Annotated in this window: 21 protein-coding genes; 12 read left to right on the top strand and 9 right to left on the bottom strand. The window is 53.7% G+C overall.

Going from position 1 to position 19,860, the window contains the following annotated elements:
• Nucleotides 1-40: 40 nt before the first annotated feature.
• Genes L1I42_RS11665 through L1I42_RS11655 form a run of 3 tightly spaced genes read left to right on the top strand, consistent with a single transcriptional unit; the run spans nucleotide 41 to nucleotide 2,041 of the window.
• On the top strand, nucleotides 41-622 hold the full coding sequence (locus L1I42_RS11665) for a sigma-70 family RNA polymerase sigma factor (protein WP_236114703.1): 582 nt from the start codon (nucleotides 41-43) through the stop codon (nucleotides 620-622).
• Entirely contained in the window at nucleotides 619-1,281 is a 663-nt protein-coding gene (locus L1I42_RS11660) for a ChrR family anti-sigma-E factor (RefSeq protein WP_236114702.1), read from the top strand. Before L1I42_RS11665 ends, L1I42_RS11660 begins: the two co-directional genes overlap by 4 nt.
• Before the next feature lie 7 nt (nucleotides 1,282-1,288).
• Complete coding sequence (locus tag L1I42_RS11655) at nucleotides 1,289-2,041, top strand: SDR family NAD(P)-dependent oxidoreductase (protein WP_236114701.1); 753 nt, start codon at nucleotides 1,289-1,291, stop codon at nucleotides 2,039-2,041.
• A 7-nt stretch (nucleotides 2,042-2,048) separates the two neighbouring features.
• Here L1I42_RS11655 and L1I42_RS11650 read toward each other — a convergent pair whose 3' ends face one another.
• Together L1I42_RS11650 and L1I42_RS11645 are read right to left on the bottom strand one after the other, a co-directional pair.
• Nucleotides 2,049-2,828 carry a DUF1365 domain-containing protein gene (locus tag L1I42_RS11650; protein WP_236114700.1) on the bottom strand — a complete coding sequence of 260 codons (780 nt, stop codon included), beginning with the start codon at nucleotides 2,826-2,828 and terminating at the stop codon, nucleotides 2,049-2,051.
• A complete protein-coding gene (locus L1I42_RS11645; RefSeq protein ID WP_236114699.1) occupies nucleotides 2,828-4,156 on the bottom strand; it encodes an NAD(P)/FAD-dependent oxidoreductase in 1,329 nt (442 codons plus the stop codon). Before L1I42_RS11645 ends, L1I42_RS11650 begins: the two co-directional genes overlap by 1 nt.
• Before the next feature lie 143 nt (nucleotides 4,157-4,299).
• Here L1I42_RS11645 and L1I42_RS11640 point away from each other — a divergent pair, with 143 nt between their 5' ends.
• Nucleotides 4,300-4,701 (top strand): DUF2177 family protein, encoded by a 402-nt coding sequence (locus tag L1I42_RS11640; protein WP_236114698.1) that lies wholly within the window; start codon nucleotides 4,300-4,302, stop codon nucleotides 4,699-4,701.
• Here L1I42_RS11640 and solA read toward each other — a convergent pair.
• Nucleotides 4,698-5,873, bottom strand: coding sequence for an N-methyl-L-tryptophan oxidase (gene solA / locus L1I42_RS11635; RefSeq protein ID WP_236114697.1), 1,176 nt, complete (start codon nucleotides 5,871-5,873; stop codon nucleotides 4,698-4,700). The two genes, L1I42_RS11640 and solA, sit on opposite strands and share 4 nt — an antisense overlap.
• Before the next feature lie 217 nt (nucleotides 5,874-6,090).
• On the opposite strand from solA, the gene L1I42_RS11630 reads away from it, so the two are divergent.
• Nucleotides 6,091-6,513 carry a CHAP domain-containing protein gene (locus L1I42_RS11630; RefSeq protein WP_236114696.1) on the top strand — a complete coding sequence of 141 codons (423 nt, stop codon included), beginning with the start codon at nucleotides 6,091-6,093 and terminating at the stop codon, nucleotides 6,511-6,513.
• Between the two features lie 61 nt (nucleotides 6,514-6,574).
• Here L1I42_RS11630 and L1I42_RS11625 read toward each other — a convergent pair whose 3' ends face one another.
• From L1I42_RS11625 to sseA, 4 genes are all read right to left on the bottom strand, one after another.
• Nucleotides 6,575-8,041, bottom strand: coding sequence for a glycosyltransferase family 39 protein (locus L1I42_RS11625; RefSeq protein WP_236114695.1), 1,467 nt, complete (start codon nucleotides 8,039-8,041; stop codon nucleotides 6,575-6,577).
• A 20-nt stretch (nucleotides 8,042-8,061) separates the two neighbouring features.
• The gene (locus L1I42_RS11620; protein WP_236114694.1) at nucleotides 8,062-8,970 is read right to left on the bottom strand and encodes a pseudouridine-5'-phosphate glycosidase; all 909 of its coding nucleotides are present in this window, start codon (nucleotides 8,968-8,970) and stop codon (nucleotides 8,062-8,064) included.
• A gap of 11 nt (nucleotides 8,971-8,981) precedes the next feature.
• Nucleotides 8,982-10,082: a carbohydrate kinase gene (locus tag L1I42_RS11615; protein WP_236114693.1), complete on the bottom strand. Its 1,101-nt coding sequence runs from the start codon at nucleotides 10,080-10,082 to the stop codon at nucleotides 8,982-8,984.
• Nucleotides 10,083-10,580: 498 nt separating this feature from the next.
• Nucleotides 10,581-11,438 (bottom strand): 3-mercaptopyruvate sulfurtransferase, encoded by an 858-nt coding sequence (sseA, locus tag L1I42_RS11610; RefSeq protein WP_236114692.1) that lies wholly within the window; start codon nucleotides 11,436-11,438, stop codon nucleotides 10,581-10,583.
• 72 nt (nucleotides 11,439-11,510) lie between these two features.
• Between sseA and L1I42_RS11605 the strand changes: the two genes are divergently transcribed.
• The 3 genes from L1I42_RS11605 (at nucleotide 11,511) to L1I42_RS11595 (ending at nucleotide 15,433) form a co-directional block, all read left to right on the top strand.
• A complete protein-coding gene (locus L1I42_RS11605; RefSeq protein WP_236114691.1) occupies nucleotides 11,511-13,319 on the top strand; it encodes an ATP-binding cassette domain-containing protein in 1,809 nt (602 codons plus the stop codon).
• A gap of 351 nt (nucleotides 13,320-13,670) precedes the next feature.
• The gene (locus tag L1I42_RS11600) at nucleotides 13,671-14,549 is read left to right on the top strand and encodes a DMT family transporter (protein ID WP_236114690.1); all 879 of its coding nucleotides are present in this window, start codon (nucleotides 13,671-13,673) and stop codon (nucleotides 14,547-14,549) included.
• Nucleotides 14,546-15,433, top strand: coding sequence for a DMT family transporter (locus tag L1I42_RS11595; protein WP_236114689.1), 888 nt, complete (start codon nucleotides 14,546-14,548; stop codon nucleotides 15,431-15,433). The genes L1I42_RS11600 and L1I42_RS11595 overlap by 4 nt, the downstream gene beginning before the upstream one ends.
• Here the strand turns inward: L1I42_RS11595 and L1I42_RS11590 are convergent.
• Entirely contained in the window at nucleotides 15,430-15,819 is a 390-nt protein-coding gene (locus L1I42_RS11590; protein ID WP_236114688.1) for a DUF3224 domain-containing protein, read from the bottom strand. The two genes, L1I42_RS11595 and L1I42_RS11590, sit on opposite strands and share 4 nt — an antisense overlap.
• 76 nt (nucleotides 15,820-15,895) lie before the next feature.
• On the opposite strand from L1I42_RS11590, the gene L1I42_RS11585 reads away from it, so the two are divergent.
• On the top strand, nucleotides 15,896-16,708 hold the full coding sequence (locus L1I42_RS11585; RefSeq protein ID WP_236114687.1) for a helix-turn-helix domain-containing protein: 813 nt from the start codon (nucleotides 15,896-15,898) through the stop codon (nucleotides 16,706-16,708).
• On the opposite strand, the gene L1I42_RS11580 is transcribed toward L1I42_RS11585, so the two are convergent.
• Nucleotides 16,705-17,844, bottom strand: a complete 1,140-nt coding sequence (locus tag L1I42_RS11580) for a trans-sulfuration enzyme family protein (RefSeq protein ID WP_236114686.1) — start codon at nucleotides 17,842-17,844, stop codon at nucleotides 16,705-16,707. The two genes, L1I42_RS11585 and L1I42_RS11580, sit on opposite strands and share 4 nt — an antisense overlap.
• A 300-nt stretch (nucleotides 17,845-18,144) precedes the next feature.
• On the opposite strand from L1I42_RS11580, the gene L1I42_RS11575 reads away from it, so the two are divergent.
• From L1I42_RS11575 to L1I42_RS11565, 3 genes are all read left to right on the top strand, one after another.
• On the top strand, nucleotides 18,145-18,312 hold the full coding sequence (locus L1I42_RS11575) for a hypothetical protein (protein ID WP_236114685.1): 168 nt from the start codon (nucleotides 18,145-18,147) through the stop codon (nucleotides 18,310-18,312).
• A gap of 70 nt (nucleotides 18,313-18,382) precedes the next feature.
• Nucleotides 18,383-19,294, top strand: coding sequence for a polysaccharide deacetylase family protein (locus L1I42_RS11570; RefSeq protein ID WP_236114684.1), 912 nt, complete (start codon nucleotides 18,383-18,385; stop codon nucleotides 19,292-19,294).
• A gap of 40 nt (nucleotides 19,295-19,334) precedes the next feature.
• Nucleotides 19,335-19,838, top strand: a complete 504-nt coding sequence (locus L1I42_RS11565; protein WP_236114683.1) for a P-loop NTPase family protein — start codon at nucleotides 19,335-19,337, stop codon at nucleotides 19,836-19,838.
• Nucleotides 19,839-19,860: the final 22 nt, after the last annotated feature.

Below are 19,860 nucleotides of genomic sequence, written 5' to 3'. Positions count from 1 at the left end.
AACAGTCACAAAGGGTCCAAATATGCGATCGGCGTTAAATTTGGCACAGAATGACGAAGAAGTAGACAGGGTGGATGATCCGGCGGTTTTGAAACAGGCCATGGTGCGTGTGGCACAAGCGCAGGATCGAGAAGCCTTTCAGCTCCTGTTTTCTTATTTCGCCCCGCGGGTAAAAGCTGTGCTTTTGAAAGCGGGGAGCCAAGAGAGCCAAGCTGAGGATTTGATGCAGGATGTGATGATGACCGTGTGGCGCAAAGCAAAGCTTTATGCGCCGGAACGCGGTTCAGTGAATGCCTGGGTGTTCACCGTCGCACGGAACGCACGGATCGATCTTTTACGTCGTGCCTCATCAAGGCCCTATGATGATGTGTATGAAATCGAACTGGAAAGTGACGTCGCATCGGGTGAAGACAATATGTTTGAAACCGAACGGGCAGAGCGGGTGAGCGAAGCGCTGGCCGAATTGCCTGAAGATCAACGCCAGATCATTGAACTAGGATTTATAGAAGACATGTCGCAAAGTGAGATTGCGAAAAAGCTTGATCTGCCTCTGGGGACCGTAAAATCCCGCATGCGGCTTGCTTATGGTAAAATGAAGTCAAAGTTGGAGGCGGTGCGATGAACATTCACCACCATCTCGATGAAGCGACGCTATTGCGCTACGCCAGCGGTGATTTGGACAGCGCCTTTACAATGGTTGTGGCAGCTCATCTGGCAATGTGCGACAGCTGTCGACAGGCGGCTCGCGACGCGGAAGAAATTGGCGGCCATATGATGGACCGGGTGGCTCAAGCTCCTGTGTCCTCAAACGCCTTCGAGAAAATGATGGCGCGGATTGATGCTGGTCAGGATGAGCAGATTGAGGTTGATGTGTCGCGGCACAAAAAGGCGGATAGTGATGTGCCTTTGCCTTTGCGCAACCTGATTGGCGACCATCTTGACGATGTGCGTTGGCGCCTGGTAGCCCCCGGCGTGCGCAAGCATGAGATTAAGATGGGCAAAAAGGGCGAATCTTCGCTTTATATGCTCAATATTTCTCCGGGCATGGCGATGCCGGAGCATGGCCATGGCGGCGCGGAAATGACACTTATTTTGTCTGGTGCCTACCGTGACAAGCTGGGTGTGTTTGGCCCCGGTGACGTCGCCGATTTGGATGAGCATATTGAACACCAGCCAGTTGTAGAGCCCGGTGAGGCGTGCATTTGCCTTGTGGCCACTGAAACACCGACCCGTTTTAAAGACTTTATTGTGCGCTTGATGCAACCGTTCGTGCGGATCTAGGTGATCTATGTCCTTTCAAGGTAAGCACGTTTGGATCACCGGTGCCAGCACCGGCATTGGGCGGGCGCTGGCGAAAAAGCTGGACGCAGACGGCGCTTTGGTGTCTGTGTCTGCGCGGTCGGAAGAAAAGCTTCAAACATTGGAGTCAGAAGGCCAAAACATCCGCGCCTTTCCGCTCGACGTCACGGATCAAGAAACAGTCAACGCGACCATCGATATGGTGGCGGCACAGGCACCGATCGATTATGTGGTTTTGGGTGCTGGTGCGTGGACGATCATGGATAGTGATCAGATGGAGATTGGCCCGATACGCACCGGGATGGAAGTCAACTATTTCGGTACGATCAATGCCGTGCATAAACTCATTCCGATGATGAAAGAACGGCACGCGGGCCATATCTCTATTATCGCGTCAGTCGCTGGCTATCGTGGTCTGCCTCGCTCTGTTGCATATAGTCCGACCAAGGCGGCCCTGATTAATCTGGCTGAAATCTTAAAGGTGGAGCTGGAGCCGCACAATATTGGGGTGAGCATCATCAATCCGGGGTTTGTTGATACGCCACTCACGCAGGATAATCCATTTCCCATGCCAGGGATCATAACCCCAGAACAAGCGGCTGATGCCATCTATAAGGCCTTGGCCAAGGGCAAGTTCGAAATATCATTTCCGTTTGGTTTCACCTTGCTGATGAAGGTTCTGCGGGTGGCGCCAAATTGGCTTTATCTGTTTGTGATGCGGCGCATCAAAGCATCGATCTAGCCAGCTTTTATTTCACGTTATGTGACTTCTTGAAGATAGCGATCGCCCGTTTTGGGGCGTCCGGTTTGCGTTTCGGGCGTAGCCCCTTCGCCCACAGTTTAAAGGCTTCATAATTGATGCCGATCACCACTTTCAGGGTCATCCAGCCCGTGCGGGCCAAAGATTTGAGCAATTGCCCATCGGTTAGTGGTTTTTGCGTACCATGCACAAAAGCGTTGAGCAGTGGACCGTCATGGTCCTTTAGTGCAATTCCCAGGCTCAATTCTTCTGCAGGCTTTGACACATGAAAGCGATAGTGGCCCTCCACCTTGTTGAAGGGTGAGACATAAAATTGTTTGTCGCAATCTTGCCAAATCACGCCATTTTCCTCTTCTCCCGCGGGGATCACGTAGGTATGGCGCTGGGCAAAGGTGTTGCGCACTTCATAAATCATCACTTTTATTTTGCCACGCTCCACCCCGTAATAGGTGGTCAGCGGATTGAACGCGAAGTTAAGAATGCGCGGATAGGCGAGCATGAAAAAGCGCAGTTTTTCGGGGTTTACTTCAGCCTGTTGCGCCAGATTTCTTAAATAGCCCAAAAGATCTTGGCCACTGCCATCGCCAAAATCTTTGTCGAACAGCGACACCAGATTGTGACGGTTGTGACTGAACAATTTGACGTGACGGGCGATATTATCGAGATCTTCGACATCGACAAAAAGGTTGAAGACGCCATAGCGCAATTTATGTTCAACCGGCCGAATCCGCTTGTGAGTGACCACGCCATCATAGATTGCGCTTTCCATCACTCTGCGGCCTCGCGCGGCACCATGGGCGTCACATTGATGCGCCCAGACGGATTTTCGACCTGCCAAGGGCGCTTCATGCCGCCCAATTGTTCAGCTACAGCCAAGCCGGACTGAATGCCATCTTCATGAAATCCATATCCAAAATAGGCACCGCAGAACCAGGTCCGGTTTTTGCCTTGAAGGTGCCAAAGTCCTTTTTGGGCCTCAATGGCTTCAATATCGAAAACCGGGTGCATATAGTCAAAGCTCTTGATCACCGCTTTGGGGTGAATTTCGCGTGTCGGGTTAAGCGTGACAAACAAGTTGGTTTTGGTTTCCAAATGCTGCAGCTCATTCATCCAATAGGTCACGCACAATTCATCTTCACCATTGATGGTGTGTTTTAAATAATTCCAACAGGACCAAAGCCGCTTCCGTTTTGGCATCCAGGCATCATCCTTGTGCAAAACGGCGGTGTTGGCCTGGTAGGGGAAATTGGTGAGCAGGTTTTGCTCCGCGCTTGAGGCATCATCCAGCATTGCCAGGCTTTGATCAGCATGGCTTGCCAACACCACGTGATCAAACGGGCGCAGCACGCCATTACTATCCTCTATGTGGACATAGCCCGGATGGCGCATGATCTTTTTAATCGGTGTCGAGCTGTGCACTTCAATATTGGCATCCGCCATCATCGCCTTGATATATTCGCGGCTGCCCCCGATGACCGTACGCCAATTCGGCTTTTGATAGGCCTTCATCAACGCGTGATTATGATAAAAATTAATAAAGGTCTGCGCGGGATATTCCATCATGGACCGCGCTTTTGTGGACCAAATCGCCGCGCCCATCGGGATGATGTGATTTTCGATGAAGGGGCGGTCATACCCTTCCAGAGCGAGAAAGTCGCCCAGCGAAACTTCCTTGTCGTAGGTCTTGATGCGTTCGCGTGCTGACTTGAAGAAACGCAAAATATCGGACAATTGGCTCCAGTGCATCGGATTGGCAACATTGCGGCGCTGGCCAAAAAAGCCGTTCAACCCGGACCCGGAATATTCATATTTGCCGCCATTCATGGTGAACGAGAAGCTCATATCCGTGCGCTTGGTGGCGATGTTGAAATGGTCAAAAAGCGCAGAGAGGTTGGGATAGTTTGGTTCGTTATAGACAATAAAACCGGTGTCGACCGGAATATCACCTTCAGGCACTGGCGCATCCACAGTATTGGAGTGACCGCCAAGATAATCATTGGCTTCATAAAGGGTCACATTATGATTTTTGGACAACAGCCAAGCGGCGCTAAGACCGGAAATGCCAGAGCCGATTACAGCGATATTCAATTTAGTCATAGAGTTCGGTTCCGTTGAAAAAAGTAACAGGGTAGGAACGCTGGGCGCAAAGGGTCGGATCACTCGCACATTCCAGATAAATTGCCTCATAGTGTGATCCGCAGCCGACCAGCCCGCCGTAGTCATGGCATAGGAGCACCGACATGACCAACTTTATCGCCTATTTGGCAACATTAATTGTTTTTCTGGGCATTGATTTTGTCTGGTTGGCCTATGTGGCCCGCAATTTCTATTTCGATCGCATCAGCCATTTGATGGCGGACAGCCCAAACTTTGCCGCGGCCGGCGTGTTCTACCTGTTTTACGTCGTGGGCATCGTGTATTTCGCGGTTATACCCGCGCTAAAAACGGGTTCCGTTATGCCCGCGATCGTCTCCGGGGCGTTGTTGGGTCTTTTGGCCTATGGCACCTACGATATGACGAATTTTGCGACCCTGAAAAACTGGCCGATTGCCGTTACCATTATGGATATTGTGTGGGGAGCCACCCTAACCGCAACGTCCGCAGCTGCTGGATTTTACATCACACGGGCAGTCTCAGGCTAAGGCACATCAAAGCGCGACAGTTTAAAGGGCGAAATGTCGAAAGAGGTTTCGCCCTTTGTCATAAGGTGCGCCAGCATTTCGCCGATGGCGGCACTATGTTTGAATCCGTGGCCTGAGCAAGGAGAAACCAAAAACACATTTTCCAGCTCAGGATGATGATCCATGATGAAATGGCCGTCGGGCGCGGCGGTATATAGACATGTGGCGGATCGCACCACATTCGGGTTTAGCCCTGATAATCTCCCCTCAACATGGCGGGTATAGAAATCTTTCTGCTCTGCATTAGACACATCTCTATTTGTCTGTTCTGGTTCAGTTGGCGTGCCGTAAAACTCCGAGGCCATCTTAAACTGGTGCGGCGCAGATAGGGACGTCATGCCATAAAAGAAATCATCCGGTTTTTCGCCGTGAGGCCATGCAAATGCGGGGCTGTTTTTCCAAGCGGCTTGCCCTGCCGGTTCAATATCCAGCCAATGTAATACCTGGCGTGTTGGCTGAAAAATATCGTGCCACTTTTTTGGCAGGAAGGAACGAACCCAAGGACCAGCGCTTAAGATCACCTTGGCGGCTATATAGCTGTTACTATGTGTTCGCACCACAACACTACCATCGGCTTGCGGGTTGAGCTGTTCTACGGCATTGCCATAGCGTAGGTCAGCGCCGTATTTTTCTGCCAGCTTCAATTGGTTGTCTACGCATTGCTCGACACGCAAATAGCCAGCGCCTGGTTCAAAATAGGCAAATTCGTTGTCGGCGATAAGAAAATTGGGGAAGCGTTGGCGTACCTCGTCGGGCGACAATATTTCATGCGCAATGCCGAATGCCTTTGCTGCCGATTCCGTGGTGGCCAAAAAGCCCTTTTTGGCTGACGCTTTTGCGGTGCTCTTTGTTGAGGAAATCATCAAGGCCCCAATTTGGTGCAACAATGTCTCGCCAGTCTCGGCTTCAATCTGGCGCCATATTTCGTGAGACCGTAGGACAAATGGCACATAGGCCAGTCCTTCGCCGATGGCTTGGCGGGTGAGGCGGCTTTCGCCATGGGTGGAGCCATGAATATGTGGCGGTGTATGTCGGTCAAGACCCAATGTTTTTGCGCCGGTTTTCGCCAGTTGAAAAGCAGCGGCGCTGCCCATCGCGCCGAGCCCCACCACGATCACATCATATTGTTGCATAAAGGTCTCGATTGTTGAGCAAACGGAGAGAATTTCAATCTATTCGATCTGTTTTGCGTTGGATCGTCAAGGGGGCCTCATTTTGGTCACATTCGGGCAGCAGATAGCCCGTCTTCGCGTTTTAGACGCGCCTTTATCTCGTGTGTGCCTGCTGGTTGGCGCTTTGACTTAACGATTGGATAAATGGGGCCATTGGCCCGCTTGGTGAACAAACTACATGATGAACAGAACTCTTCGCGCGGTCATCGCCGCGATTGCGCTTGCGTTGCCTTTTGCTGCGGCAGCGCCAGCTCAAGCAACGCCTTTGATCAAATTGATGGAGAAGGATCTGGGGCAACGGCGACCCAACGGATGCCCCTCAAAATGGTGTGCATGTTATATGGACCAAATTCTAAAACGCGCGGGCTTTTCGGCGCGCGGCTCCAATCGCGCCCGCGATTTCGCCTCCTATGGCAAAAACACCAAGGTCGCCAAAGTGGGGTCAATCATGGTGATGCGTAATCATGTGGGCGTTGTGATGGGCAAATGCTCAAATGGCCAGGTTAAAATTATTTCTGGCAACTATTCTAAGAAGGTCGCGGTGGGATGCTATCCCGCCAGCAAAGCCATTGCATGGCGTGACCCGATTAAAGCGCGCTAAGTAACCGCGCTTCAAACTTGAAAGGGTGCCTTTAACGCAAGTTAGGCACCCATTTTTTTGCCTAATTGCGAAAGCCGGTCGCCAGATAGGCATGCCGTTTTTCGACCAGATAGCCGTGGCGATAAATCTCGATTGTGTCGAGCAATTCCACTTGCTCAAATCGCGCGTCAAGCGCCGTGCCCAACCCATTGCCCGAATGGCTGATGATCAGCGCGTTCTCCCCCAAATGCTCAGATGGATCAAACCAATAGCGGAATTGTGAACGGGCAGAGCCAAGGTCTGTGACATTCGGGTCCTGCAAAGCAAAGCCGAGCGGCGCGCTGATGGTGTAGTGGGTTCCAGCAATAAAGCCTGGCTCAAATTGTGTGTCTAGTGCTTCCACCCATTCAGCAGTTTCTTCCCAACCGAAAGATCGAGCCGAAAAATAATCTGCGGTGCTGAAATAGGTGCGGATCGGCAGCGCCCCGAAATTATACGCAATGATGGCGGCCAGCAGGACGCCATAGACAATGTGCGCGAACAAGAGCCAGCTCCAACGGATAAAGTGGGCGAGGAACGGCAGGATGGCGATATAGGCCACCAAGTTCCAATGGAACATGATGTCGGTGGTGAGCGATAGCGCTAGAAACAAGAGGGTTGAAACCAAAAAGATACATTGCGCCAGCCCAAGCTGCGGAATTTTTTTGCTGTTTGGCCAAAGGCTTTTGGCCAAGGGCCACAGCAGGAAGGGCGAGAGGAACCCGATCATCCCGCCCAAATAGCCGATGAGGCCGCTAAAATTGTTTTCCGTTGGCAGGCCCGCATGGCGGTCGCGCAAAATAAAGGTGATGGATGAGGCGTTGGTGTTGATGTTCCAATAAATTTCGGGGCCAACCACCAACAAGAAAAGGCCAAATCCAGCATAGCTTTGCCAATGTTTAAATATGGCGCGCGCTTGCTTGTAGGTTAGGGCATAAAGAAAGGCCCCGGCACCCAGCAGCACCGCGTTGTATTTTGCCAATGTGGCCAAGCCCACGCAAATGCAGGCGACGTAAAGCCATGTCCAAGGGCGTTCGCCTTGCTCCACTGCCTTGAAGAATTTGACGAAGCACAGCAGGGCCAAAAGCAGCAGCATCACCATCAAATGGTCGGGCAGGGCCAGCATGGTCATGGTGAGGAAAATTGGGGTGGCCAAAAACAGGGTCAGTGTGAGCGCAAAATGATGTTTTGGCTGGTCGCTGATCTGTTTGGAAATGGCCCACAAAATCCAAATGTCTGCCAAAAAGGTCAGGATCGGGCCAACGCGTAGGGCGAGCACGTTCCAGCCGAACAGTTTTGAGGCAAGCCAAAGCATCCAGGCATTCAGTGGCGGATGGTCGTAGTAGGAAATGGCCGGGTGCTGCGACCACATCCAATAGTAGGCTTCGTCGGCGACCATGTTGCCGCTGAACCAAAAGAAAAGGCGCAGCCCCAGCAAAAGGGCAACGCCTGTGATCAATGAATATTTCAAAATAGGGCCGATAGCTTTTAGATTTTGCTGATCATTCACAAGCAATTGGCCCCATTTTTCTATCCTTTTGCGGCGACGGCGATTTCCCCGGCCAGCTTCGCATTGTTGATCAATAGCGCAATGTTGGCTTTGAGTGAACGGCCGCCGCTCAATTCAACCACTTTACCCAAAACAAATGGCGTCACAGCCGCGCCTTTGACGCCATTGGCATCGGCTTCGGCGATCGCTTTGTCGATGATGGTTTCCATTTCATCATTGCTCAGCGCGTCTGCTTCCGGCACCGGGTTGGTGAACAGCAAACCGCTATCCGCGCCCAAGTCGCGCCATGCGTTAAAGGTGGCGGCAGCCTCGTTCACATTGTCCACGCTGTGGGGCAGGGCCATGCCGCTATCGCGGGTGTAGAAGGCGGGCAGGTTCGGGGTTTGATAGCCAATGATTGGCACGCCTTGGGTTTCCAGCACTTCCAGGGTGAGCGGCAAATCGAGAATTGATTTTGCGCCTGCACACACCACAGCAACCGGGGTTTTGCCCAGTTCGGTCAAGTCTGCCGACACGTCAAATGGATGGCCGCGATGTACGCCGCCAATGCCGCCGGTGGCAAAGATATCGATCTTTGCGGCTGCGGCCACAATCATGGTGCCCGCGACGGTGAGTGAGCCAGACTGTTTTTTGCCCAAAAGCGGTGCGAAGTCGCGGCGCGAGCATTTGGCGATTGAACCGCGTTCACTTGTGGCGAAATCCTTGAGCTGCTCTTCAGACAGGCCAACGGTGACCTGCCCGTTCACGATGCCCAAAGTGGCCGGGCATGCACCAGCTTCCTTCACGGCATTTTCCATGGCTAAGGCTGTTTCCAGATTGCTGGGATAGGCCATGCCATGGGTCACCACGGTGGTTTCAAGTGCCACGATTGGGTTGTCATTGCGAAGGGCTTCGGCAACATGTGCGCCAAATTGAAGATCAAAATTCATGGGAGGAATCCTTATTGAAAATGCTGCTGCGCGAATGTTTCAACCGCCGAATGGGAGAGGTCGGGGCTGTTGCGCAGGGTGGATTTTAGGGTGTGTTGCGCCGCGCCAATGCCAAATTGAGCCGCGTGGCTGAGCGGGCGTTGTTGATTAAGGCCATGCAGCGTGCCCGCCACAAAGGCATCGCCCGCGCCAGAAACGTCCACAATTTCGGCGGCAGGCACGGCAAGGTGCTGCATGGTTTTGGGTTGATCGTTTTGTGCGGCCAGATAGACGCCATTGGCGCCATTGGTCATAATAGCGTGTGCCGCGCCGCGCGTGAGCAATGCATCCAAAATGGCTTGTGGTTCACGTTCACCAGTGGTCGCTGCTGCTTCATCTTTGTTGCAGAAGAGATAGCTGACGCCAGACAAATCTTGCGGCAAGCGCTTGAACTTGGGAATGGAGACGCTGTCGATCGCCAGTTGAATCTGTTGGTCGCGGCAATGGGTGATTAGCTTTGCCAACCCGTCGGCGGGTAAGTTTGTGTCAGCAAAAACCAGCGCCGCACCACTAACCAACCCGATATTGGATTGCACAAATTGGGCATCCATTTGGTTGAAAATGTCCATATCGGCCACGCCGAGATAAAGGCTGCCATTGGGCTGCATGATCGCGGTGTAGGTGCCGGTGGTGCCCTTGGTAGTGCGCACCATATGGCTCAGATCAACGCCGCTTTCTGCTGTCGCGCTGATCAATGCGTCCGCAGCACCGTCGTCGCCAACAATAGACAGCAGTTTGGTGGCTTCACCCAACCGCGCCAGATTTTCCGCCACATTGCGGGCCACGCCCCCGCGAGTTTCCTCGGCGCTGGCCGGGTTAGAGGTTTCCAAAATACCGGGCTCTTTGAGTTTAAGCACCCGGTCCATCACCGCGCCGCCTATGCACAAAATGCTTTGCTGTTGGGCGACAATATAGGCGCGACCAAGGATGAAGCCCTTAGCCTGCAAGCGCTCAATATAATTGGCCACTGTTGCCCGTGCCACGCCCAATTGCTCGCCCAGTTCCTTCTGGCTGGCATAGGGATGCGCGGTGATCGCAGCCAATAATCGTTGTTCTAAATCCGTGAGTGACATGCGCCCATATTGCAAAAGTTTGTTTGTTATACATTTGCAATATAGAGTCTGGCTGGCGATGTCTACCCCAAATGTCCGCCAAGGGTAGACATTAACTTTCCCTACCACCCCGCATTTGATGCGGGGTCTGGCGGCAGTAGATCCCGGCTCAAGGCCGGGACGGTGCGGAGCGGTGTGCGCCATGGACGGAACGGGTGTGATTAAACTTGAGTATCGAAGCGCCCCACCCATAACCCCTCCTGTACTGGGAAGGGGATCAAAGTGCTGATGCTTTGAACTAAGTCACCTGACACCCCGCGTCACCCCGGACTTGATCCGGGGTCCAAGCAGCATCGTGGTTATGCGGTGCATTTCGATAAACCGAAAAGCTTCATGGATTACCGGGTCAAGCCCGGTAATGACGTGATAGGAAGTGGCGTGGTGCGCCTGTATTCAAGGGCGCTAGCCTCGACGTAGCCACCTAGCACTTGGTGCCGGGGGTAATAGGGAGGTTTATGTCTAGCCCTTCACGATTGGCGTTTCCGGGCGTGCGCCCCATTCGGACCAGGAGCCATCATAGAGCCGAGTGTTTTTATGGCCCAGAATATCGAGGATAAGCAGGATCACACAGGCGGTGACACCGGAGCCGCACGTGGCAATCGTCGGCTTCGTGCTGTCGAATTTTTCTTCTACGATCTGGGCGAGCTCCGCTTTCGGCAGCAATCGGCCATCACCATCTAGAAACGCGGCATAGTGCAGATTTTGCGCGCCGGGCATATGGCCCGCTCGCATGCCTTCGCGCGGTTCGTCTGTTTCGCCCTTAAAGCGGCCGGGGCCGCGGGCATCAAGAATGTTGCAGCTATGATCGCCCTTGTTCACCAGTTCCAGAAGCTCTTCAAATGGTACCAGCTTTTGCGCATCGAAATGGGCCGTGAAATCGCCTCTTTCCTTCGGGGCTGGCGTGCCCCCTTCAGTGGGATGACTTTGTTTTTCCCAATAGGGGAAACCGCCATTGAGAATGCGTACATTTTGCGCGCCCATTTGCGTCAGCATCCACCAGGCGCGGGCCGCAGAGAACAGGCCCTGAGTGTCGTAGACCACGATTTCATCATCATTTTTCACGCCCGTTTGCCGCATTTGATCTTCGAAGAAGTTGGCGCTGGGCATGGTGTGCGAGAGGCTTGAGTTGGGATCGGACAGGTCTTTGATCGAAAAGAACTGTGCGCCGGGAATGTGTTTTTCCTCATATTCCTTGGCTGCATCGCGATTGGCGTTCGGCAGATGCATGGAGGCATCAAAGATCACGAGATTGTCCTGCCCCAGCTTGTTCGCCAGTTCGTCAGCCTCGATCAGATATTGGTCCAGATTGTCACTCATATTTGCCTCGCGTGTGAATGGCATTGCGTTTCCGTCAATCAATGATAGTACATCGGCGAACGGAGAATAAATATGGCCAGCGCAGTTCTTTCACTTCAAGATATTTTTCTCACCTTTGGCGGTACCCCGCTTTTGGAAGGGGCCGAACTGTTTGTGGCGCCGGGCGAGCGAATTGCCTTGGTGGGCCGCAATGGGTCAGGCAAATCTACCTTGCTGAAAATATTGGCGGGTGACGTCGAGCCGGACAGTGGCAAGCGCTTTGTGCAGCCAGGCGTGACCTGGCGCTATTTGCAACAAGAACCAGATTTGAGTGCCTACGCCACCGTGTTGGATTATGTGCAGGAAGGGCTGGCCGAAGCTGACGATCAATATCGGGCGCCTTATCTGCTCGGTGAGTTGGGGCTTGATCCTGAGGCATCGCCAAAAGGCCTTTCAGGTGGCGAGGCACGCCGCGCGGCGCTGGCGCGGACATTGGCGCCGGAGCCAGATGTGTTGCTGTTGGATGAGCCAACCAACCATTTGGATTTGCCGGCCATTGAGTGGCTGCAAGATGAATTGAAAAGCATGAAATCGGCGATGGTGATCATCTCGCACGATAGACGTTTTCTTTCGGATTTGACCCAATCCACCGTCTGGTTGGACCGGGGCCGCACGCGCCAAACCAGCCAGGGCTTTGCCCATTTCGAGCAGTGGCGGGATGAGCTGTTGGCGCAGGAGGAATTGGAACAGCACAAGCTGGATCGGCAGATTGTGCGCGAGGAGCATTGGGTACGTTATGGCGTGACCGCGCGGCGCAAACGCAATGTGCGCCGGATGTCAGAGCTGGCCGATTTGCGCGAGAAACGCGCCGACCATCGAGGACCGACCGGCAATGTGAAGATGCAGGCCACGGAAGGTCAGCAATCTGGCGCCATTGTTGCCGATGTGAAAAATGTGTCGAAAAGCTTTGGCGATTTGACCATCGTGAAGGATTTCAGCCTGCGGGTGATGCGCGGTGATCGGCTGGGCATTGTCGGGCCAAACGGCGCGGGCAAATCTACCTTGATCAAGCTGATCACTGGCGAGTTGGCGCCCGACGAGGGCGAGGTGCAATTGGGCACCAAGCTCGAGATCGCGGTGCTGGACCAGAAACGGGCGCAGCTTGATCCCGAAACCAGCCTGAAAGACAGCCTGACCGGTGGCGGTAGCGACAATATTATCATTGGCGATCAGACCAAGCATGTGATCGGCTATATGAAGGATTTCTTGTTCACGCCAGAACAAGCGGGCACCGCCGTGGGTAAATTGTCTGGGGGCGAACGCGCCCGTGTCTTGCTGGCCAAAGCCATGGCGCAACCGTCCAACCTGTTGATCCTTGACGAGCCGACCAATGATCTGGATTTGGAAACGCTGGATTTGCTGCAGGAAATGCTGGCCGATTATCATGGCACCGTGATTGTCGTCAGCCACGACCGTGACTTTTTGGACCGCGTGGCCACCTCCATTCTTGTGCATGAAGGCGAGGGGCATTGGCATGAATATGCGGGGGGGTATTCCGATATGGTGGCCCTGCGTGGACATGGGGTCGGGCAGCGCAAACGCGAAGAGAAGCCGAAAAAGGATAAGCCCAAACAAGCCGCCAAACCGGTTACCCCTAAACCACAGAAAAAACTCAGCTTTAAACATAAGCACGCGCTGGAAACCCTGCCCAAGCTGATGGAAGAGCTGGAAGCCAAGGTGGCGAAATTAAATGACGAGTTGGCCGACCCGGATCTCTATGCCAAGTCACCTGAGAAATTCCAAAAGCTGACCGAAGAATTGGGCGCGACCCAGCAAAGACTGGACGCGGCGGAAGAAGAGTGGCTGGAAATCGAGATGCTGCGCGAGGAAATTGAGGGCTAGTCTCCCTTTCTCACGCTTGTTTCTCCACCCCACCCCTAGCCCCTCCCCATCAAGGGGAGGGGGAATCGCTTTTGGAATAGTGGTGCTTAGCGGTGCACAATCTAAGCGCGTTCTGTAGCTCATGACGTGACCAGTTCCCCGTCACCCCGGACTTGATCCGGGGGCCAAGCAGCGTTGACGGCGCGAGAAGTCCTTCGTCCTCCTCGGGATCATTGTCGAATTGCACAGCCCTTTAGCTCTCCACTGGTGGGGGAGACACGGAGCATAGTTGTGGTCCATACCCTTGCCGCAAAAAGCGAATTGGTCTAACCATTGTCGCTCACACCAATTTTGGGCTGGCGCACAATGGACATGTCGACATCTAAAGCACTGCTGTTTGCAGTGGCGGCGATTGCCGTCATTTCCATGATGGATGCCAGCGTCAAATCGCTGTCTGGCGACGCCTCAACGCTGACCATTTTGTTTTTTCGCCAGGGTGTGGCTGCCATTCTGCTCGGCGCGTTGGCGATTTATAAGCGCTCGCGCTTCCCCACAAAGGCCCAACTGCCCTTGCATTTTGTCCGCGCCATGATGATCGGTGCGACCGCCTTTTCTTTCTTTTATGCAGTTGGCGAATTGCCGCTGATGCTGGTCACGGCCATCTTTATGGTGGCTCCGATATTGGTGAGCATTATGGGCGTTGTGTTTTTGAAAGAGGACGTCACGAAAACGCTGGTATTCGGCACATTGCTGGGCTTTGCCGGGGCGATGGTGATCGTTTTTGGTGGCAGCAATGGGGCTGATTTTTCCGCAAGTGGCGATTTGTGGGCCTGGGTTGCGGCATTGTTGGGGCCGTTTGGCTATGCGCTCAGCATTGTGGTGATGAAAAGCCAGAGCCGCCAAGCAGACGCCACCACCATCACGTTTTTGCAAGCCTTTTTCATTGCGCTGGTGGCCGCGCCCTTCGCGGTGGTGCAGCTTGATGTGCCGGATGCGGTGATTGGTCTGCGCCTCGCCAGTGTCGGCTTTTTGGGCGCGCTGGGTTTTGTGCTTTATGTGTCGGCGTTGCGCAATCTGCCCGCCTCTGTTTTTGTGCTCACTGAAAATACGGCGCTGCTCTGGGCGGCCTTGTTCGGCTTAATCTTCTTTATGGAAGTGCCCGCACTCACCACATGGGGTGGGGCGATCATGATTATTGTCGCCTGCCTGTTGGTGGGGCGCCAGCAAGTGCGCCGCACGCCTAAACGATGAACAGGTTGCTCCACCGGATAAACCCCTCTGCACTGGGCCTGGCGCTTTTGGCCATGTTTGCCTTTGCCTTAATGGATGCGCTGGCGAAGGTGCTGGTGGTCAGCCTGCCGGTCGGGCAGGTCGCCTTTTTGCGCACTTTGGGCAGCGCCTTACTTTTCCTCGGTGTCGCGCTATGGGGGCAGCATCTTCAGTTTGCAGGCGTGCAATGGCGCTTGCATGTTTTGCGCGCTGCCGGGGCGGCATTGGTCACCCTGTGCATGTATTTTGCACTCGCCCACTTCGCCCTTGTCACAGTGGCGGCCTTTGCGCTCACGGGACAATTGATCAGCACGCTTTATGGGGTACTGTTCTTTAAGGAGAGGTTTGACGGCAAGATCGGCTTGGCACTGATTGTCGGCATGGCGGGGGCGTTGCTGTTCCTGATCAGCGAGGGGTTGTTTTCTGCCGAAATCAATTTGTCGCTTCTGCCGCTGCTGGCGCTGATTGCCGTGCCGATCTTGGAAGCCACATTGCTTGCTTTTCTCAAGTTCCATACGCAAAAGGAGGGGCCGATTTTGATGTCGGCCATCCAATTGTCGCTGTCGGCTCTAATCCTGTCGCCGGGCCTTATGCACTATGTACCCTTAAGTATGGGACAGTGGGGCATATTGGCGGTGACTTGCGTGGTAGGGGCCTTTGCGGGGTATTGGTCTGTGATCGCGCTTAAGCAATTGCCGGTGGGCGTTTTTGCGATCACCGACAACACCAGCGTGGTCTGGGCCGCCTTGCTGGGGCTCGTGCTGTTTTCGCATGTCCCAACCCCGCTGCAATGGGCGGGGGCGGCGCTCATTTTCGCCAGTTGTTATTTTCTCTCGGTCTATCTGACGCCTGAGTCTGAAAGCTAGATCTGCACATCCAAATGCCAATTGACCTGCTTGGTGTGCCCGGCCTCATAGCCGCCCTGGCCTGCCGCGCCTTCAAAAGCGCCGGTGCCGGAGCCGTCAACAATCTGCCAATGGGTGGTGGCCTTGTCCTTGACCCAGGTGCCGGTTTCCAAAATGGTCATGGTGCCGGACTTGCCGTTATGGCTGCCGTTGAATAGACGAAAGCCATGATAGTGGGCGGTGGCGTCATCGCAATAAAAGAGCTGCATTTTGATGCTGGCGCTGCCTTGCAAATCGCCGTCAAATTCTTCTTTTACCAACGCTTCGCTGAGCTTTTGGGTTTCATTGACCTGTTCGATCATAGTTTCGTCCCAAGAGAGGTGAGTGTACGTGCCGGAAAGTTTCATCTTTATTTCCCTTGTTGATTTGCCTTGAGCTTGGCAAAGTCGGGCGCAGTTGAATTGTAATTTCGCGACAATCTGAATGGAAAAATCTGATCCCCAGCTCGGCCCGGCGCGCGGGCTTATTGCCAAGCGTCTCTCCATGGCCGAATTTGACCTGACCCGCATCGCGCCATCGGCGGCTGCCGGGCGTTGGGTGGAAAACTATTGGGTGATCGAATGGGATCGCGGTGACAAACCTGTATTTCAACAGGAGAACTTGCCGCATCCCAGCGCCCATCTGGTGCTGGACCCGCAAGCGGGGTCCGGCCTGTTTGGGGTGCAGACAAAGCGTTTCTTTTACGATTTGTCCGGAAAAGGGCGGGTGATTGGCGCCAAATTTCGGCCCGGTTATCTGCTTCCCCTTTGGGGGCAAGCCGTTTCAACATTGACGGACACGTCCGAGACCGACCTCACGCCTTTGGACATCGACCTGGTGGCGTTGGAAACATCGTTTGTGGCGCTGGATCCGCCATCAGAAATGGCAGAGATACTTGACCAACATTTGGCAGCGCTCGAAGCACCAGCGGACCAAAAAGCGGAACTTGCCAACCAGTTGGTGCACATGGTCGAGGCTGATTCCGAGCTCACCCGCGTATCCGAACTGGCGGCACAATCAGGTCTCAATGCCCGGCAATTACAGCGCCTGTTCGCGCACTATATCGGTGTGTCGCCGAAATGGGTGATTGACCGCTATCGCATGATTGAAGCGGTGGAGGCGATCAATCAAGGCGAGGAGCGATCATTGACTGAACTCGCCCATCGCCTTGGATATTTTGATCAGGCCCATTTCACCAAAACGTTCTCGGCCCTGATTGGTCGCACACCACAGCAGCTTTTGGCGCAATTGGCTTAGCTTAACGCTGAGTCTAGATCAGCGATCAGGTCGTCAATATGTTCAATGCCCACGGAGAGGCGGATCAGCGTTTCGGGAATGCCGGTTGTGCTTTCAATGGTAAAACGGTGTTCAACCAAACTCTCCACGCCGCCTAGAGACGTGGCGCGTTTGAACAAGTTGAGTTTGCCCACCACATCAAGCGCGCGCTGTTTGTCGCCTTTCACGGTGAAGGAGAGCAGGGGGCCGAAACCATTCTGCATTTGCTTTTTGGCCAACTCATGGGCTTCATGGCTTTCAAGGCCGGGGTAATACACATGATCCACTTGATCATGGCCCTGCAAATAGGTCGCGACGGCCATGGCATTTTCGCTCATGCGCTCCATGCGCACCGGCAAGGTGCGCATGCCGCGGATCAGCAAATAGGCTTCAAAACTGCCAATCACTGCGCCCGCATCGTGGCGGTCCACTTTGATATGTTCCCAAAGGGCTCGGTTTTCATCATCAATCGCCAGCACCCCGGCCAGCACGTCAGAGTGGCCATTGATGCTTTTGGTGCCTGAATGCATTACAATGTGGGCGCCCAGATCGATTGGGTTGGAGATGGCGGGGCCAGCTGCCGTTGAATCTACGGCCAGCACGCCGCCTGCGCGGTCTGTCGCCTCGGCCAACGCCTGCAAATCGGTAATGCGCAGCCATGGGTTGGAGGGCGTTTCCACAAATACGATGGTGGGCGAGGCTTGTTCGATTGCCGCCACGGCCGCAGCGGTGTCGCTGGTGTCCTGTTCGATCAGCTTAATGTCGCGCCGGTCACAATATTCGCGTACCCATTTTGTGGTGCCCCAATAGATTTGCGATTGCATCAAAATGGTTTCACCTGCAGGCACCGTGCGCATCAGCGCCGCAATGGCGGCCATGCCGGTGGGGAACACCAGCGCATCGTCCGCATTTTCTGCGGTGGCGAGAATCTTTTCGGCCAAACGGACAATATCGTTATCGTCGCGGGCATAGATATTGTTGTCGCGCAAGAGTTGATAGTTTTCATCACGTACAAAAGTGGTGGAGGGCTGTATTGCGGGCACCACGCCACCGGTTTGCTGATCAATATAGCCGGCAGCTTGCGCAAATAGTGTTTCCAAGCGTTGGCGACGCGTCATAATTTCCTCCAATTTCGGGTGCACACCACATTTCGAACGTGTGGCGGGGTGATCTGTTTAACAAAAACAGTGACTGCTTAGAAGCGCGAAAGTGGTAGTTTAATTTATATTGCGCAGCACTGTCTTAAAATACGTTACCGTAATTATAGGTTCGTTACATATTTGTCACAACTTATCAGAGATGGTCGGAACATAATTTTTTCTACTGGTAAAATTTTTTTACTTTGGTATATAGCGCAGGTTGTTCGAACTAGACGACAATTTCCCTAGACCATTTAATTCGACGACGAGGCCATCGAAATGGAACATAATAGTCTGCTTGACGCGTTAGCGCGCGTTGAGAAGCAAATCATATACACGCCTTCCGGCGATCAGATGTATGTTATTGAGCGCCGTGCTTTTGAAAAATTAATGGCGGCAATCGAATCTAACGATGTAGTGGTGATGAACGAAACCGTTCAAATCTAACTATCGGCAACGCAATATTAACCATAAGCCCAGTAAAAATTGTGTGATTACATGATTTTGGGTTTGAGTGATGGTTCAGTTGCGTGGCGTAATTTTTGGTGTGGCAGTGCTTGCCATGCTGGGTGGATGTGCAAAACCACCGCAAAATGGACCGACAACAAGTCGCTCCGCCTATACTCAAGAAATGCCCGCAAAGGCTGACGAAAAAGAGCAAATTGCGCGCACACTGTTGACCGGCAATTCTGATCCCAAGGTGGATCCTGTAAGAACGGCGTCTATATCGCCGCAATTGGAATTGCGGAGGAGCGGTCAAGCCCTTGAGGGGCGCACCCTTACTGTCTCGATGCAAAAGGATATTCAACTGGCCAAGGGCGAGTTTGTCTTGACTTTTGATGATGGGCCACGCCCGGGCAAAACCGAAAAAATCCTCGATATTCTTGACGATCATGACGTCAAGGCGATGTTTTTGATGCTTGGTCGTTCGGCGCAATCCCATCCTGGCTTGGTGCGGGAGGTGGCCAAGCGTGGTCATACGGTTGGCTTGCACACCCATTCGCATGGTGACCTGACCAAGATGAACATTGCCGCCGCGCTGGCCGAGATTGAGCGTGGGGAGCGTCCAGTTGTGGCCGCCCTGTCGCCGATCAACAAAACGCCCGCGCCGTTTTTCCGCTTTCCCTATCTGGCGCAGAATGCGCAATTGCGTACCGCCGTGAAAAATTCCGGCTATGTGATTATGGATGTTGGTGTGGATTCTAAGGATTATTATAGCGACAGTGCCGATCAGGTGCGCCAGCGTACGCTCAATCGCATGGCCAGTGCCGGGCGTGGCATTGTGCTGTTCCACGATATTCATAACCGCACCGTGAAAATGTTGCCGCAACTGCTCAAAGATATGGAAGCCCGCGGTTATAAAGTCGTCAGCCTGGTGCCGGGCGAGCAACCGCGCTTTAAATCTGTCGTGCAACTTGCCAACAACTAGTTGATCGTCTAAAACCCGCCTCCTTTTGGGGGAGTGGGTGGTGCAACGTATTGCAATTTTAGGCGGCTCGGGCTCGGGCAAATCCACCTTGGCGCGCAAGCTTGGCGCTGCGCTTGACCTACCTGTTGTCCATATGGATCAGCACTATTTCTCATCCGGCTGGGTGGAGCCGGATCATGATGACTGGCGCGCTACCGTTGCTGCGCTATGTGCGCAAGAAAAATGGGTGATGGATGGCAATTACAGTAAAACCCACGATATTCGCCTATCGCGGGCGGACCTGATCATCTTTCTCGATTTTCCAACCTGGCTTTGCTTTTGGCGAGTGCTGAAGCGCACCACGCTCGGCTGGGGTAAGGTGCGTCCGGATTCGGCAACAGGTTGCCCAGAGCGGTTTGACCCGCAATTTTTGCTCTATGTCTTGAACTTCCGCCGCCAGCGGGCGCCGAAGATCAGGGAATTGTTGGCGGGCACAAATTGCCCAAATCGAATTTTTACAAGCACACGTTCCGTTAAGTTGTGGCTGGAAAGCTTGCGGTGTTAATCATAAGCGACGCAACGCCTTG

This window comes from Maritalea mediterranea (assembly GCF_021568695.1).
In the GTDB taxonomy this organism is placed as follows: Bacteria; Pseudomonadota; Alphaproteobacteria; order Rhizobiales; family Devosiaceae; genus Maritalea; species Maritalea mediterranea.
This window is presented reverse-complemented; position numbering and strand designations above follow the sequence as displayed.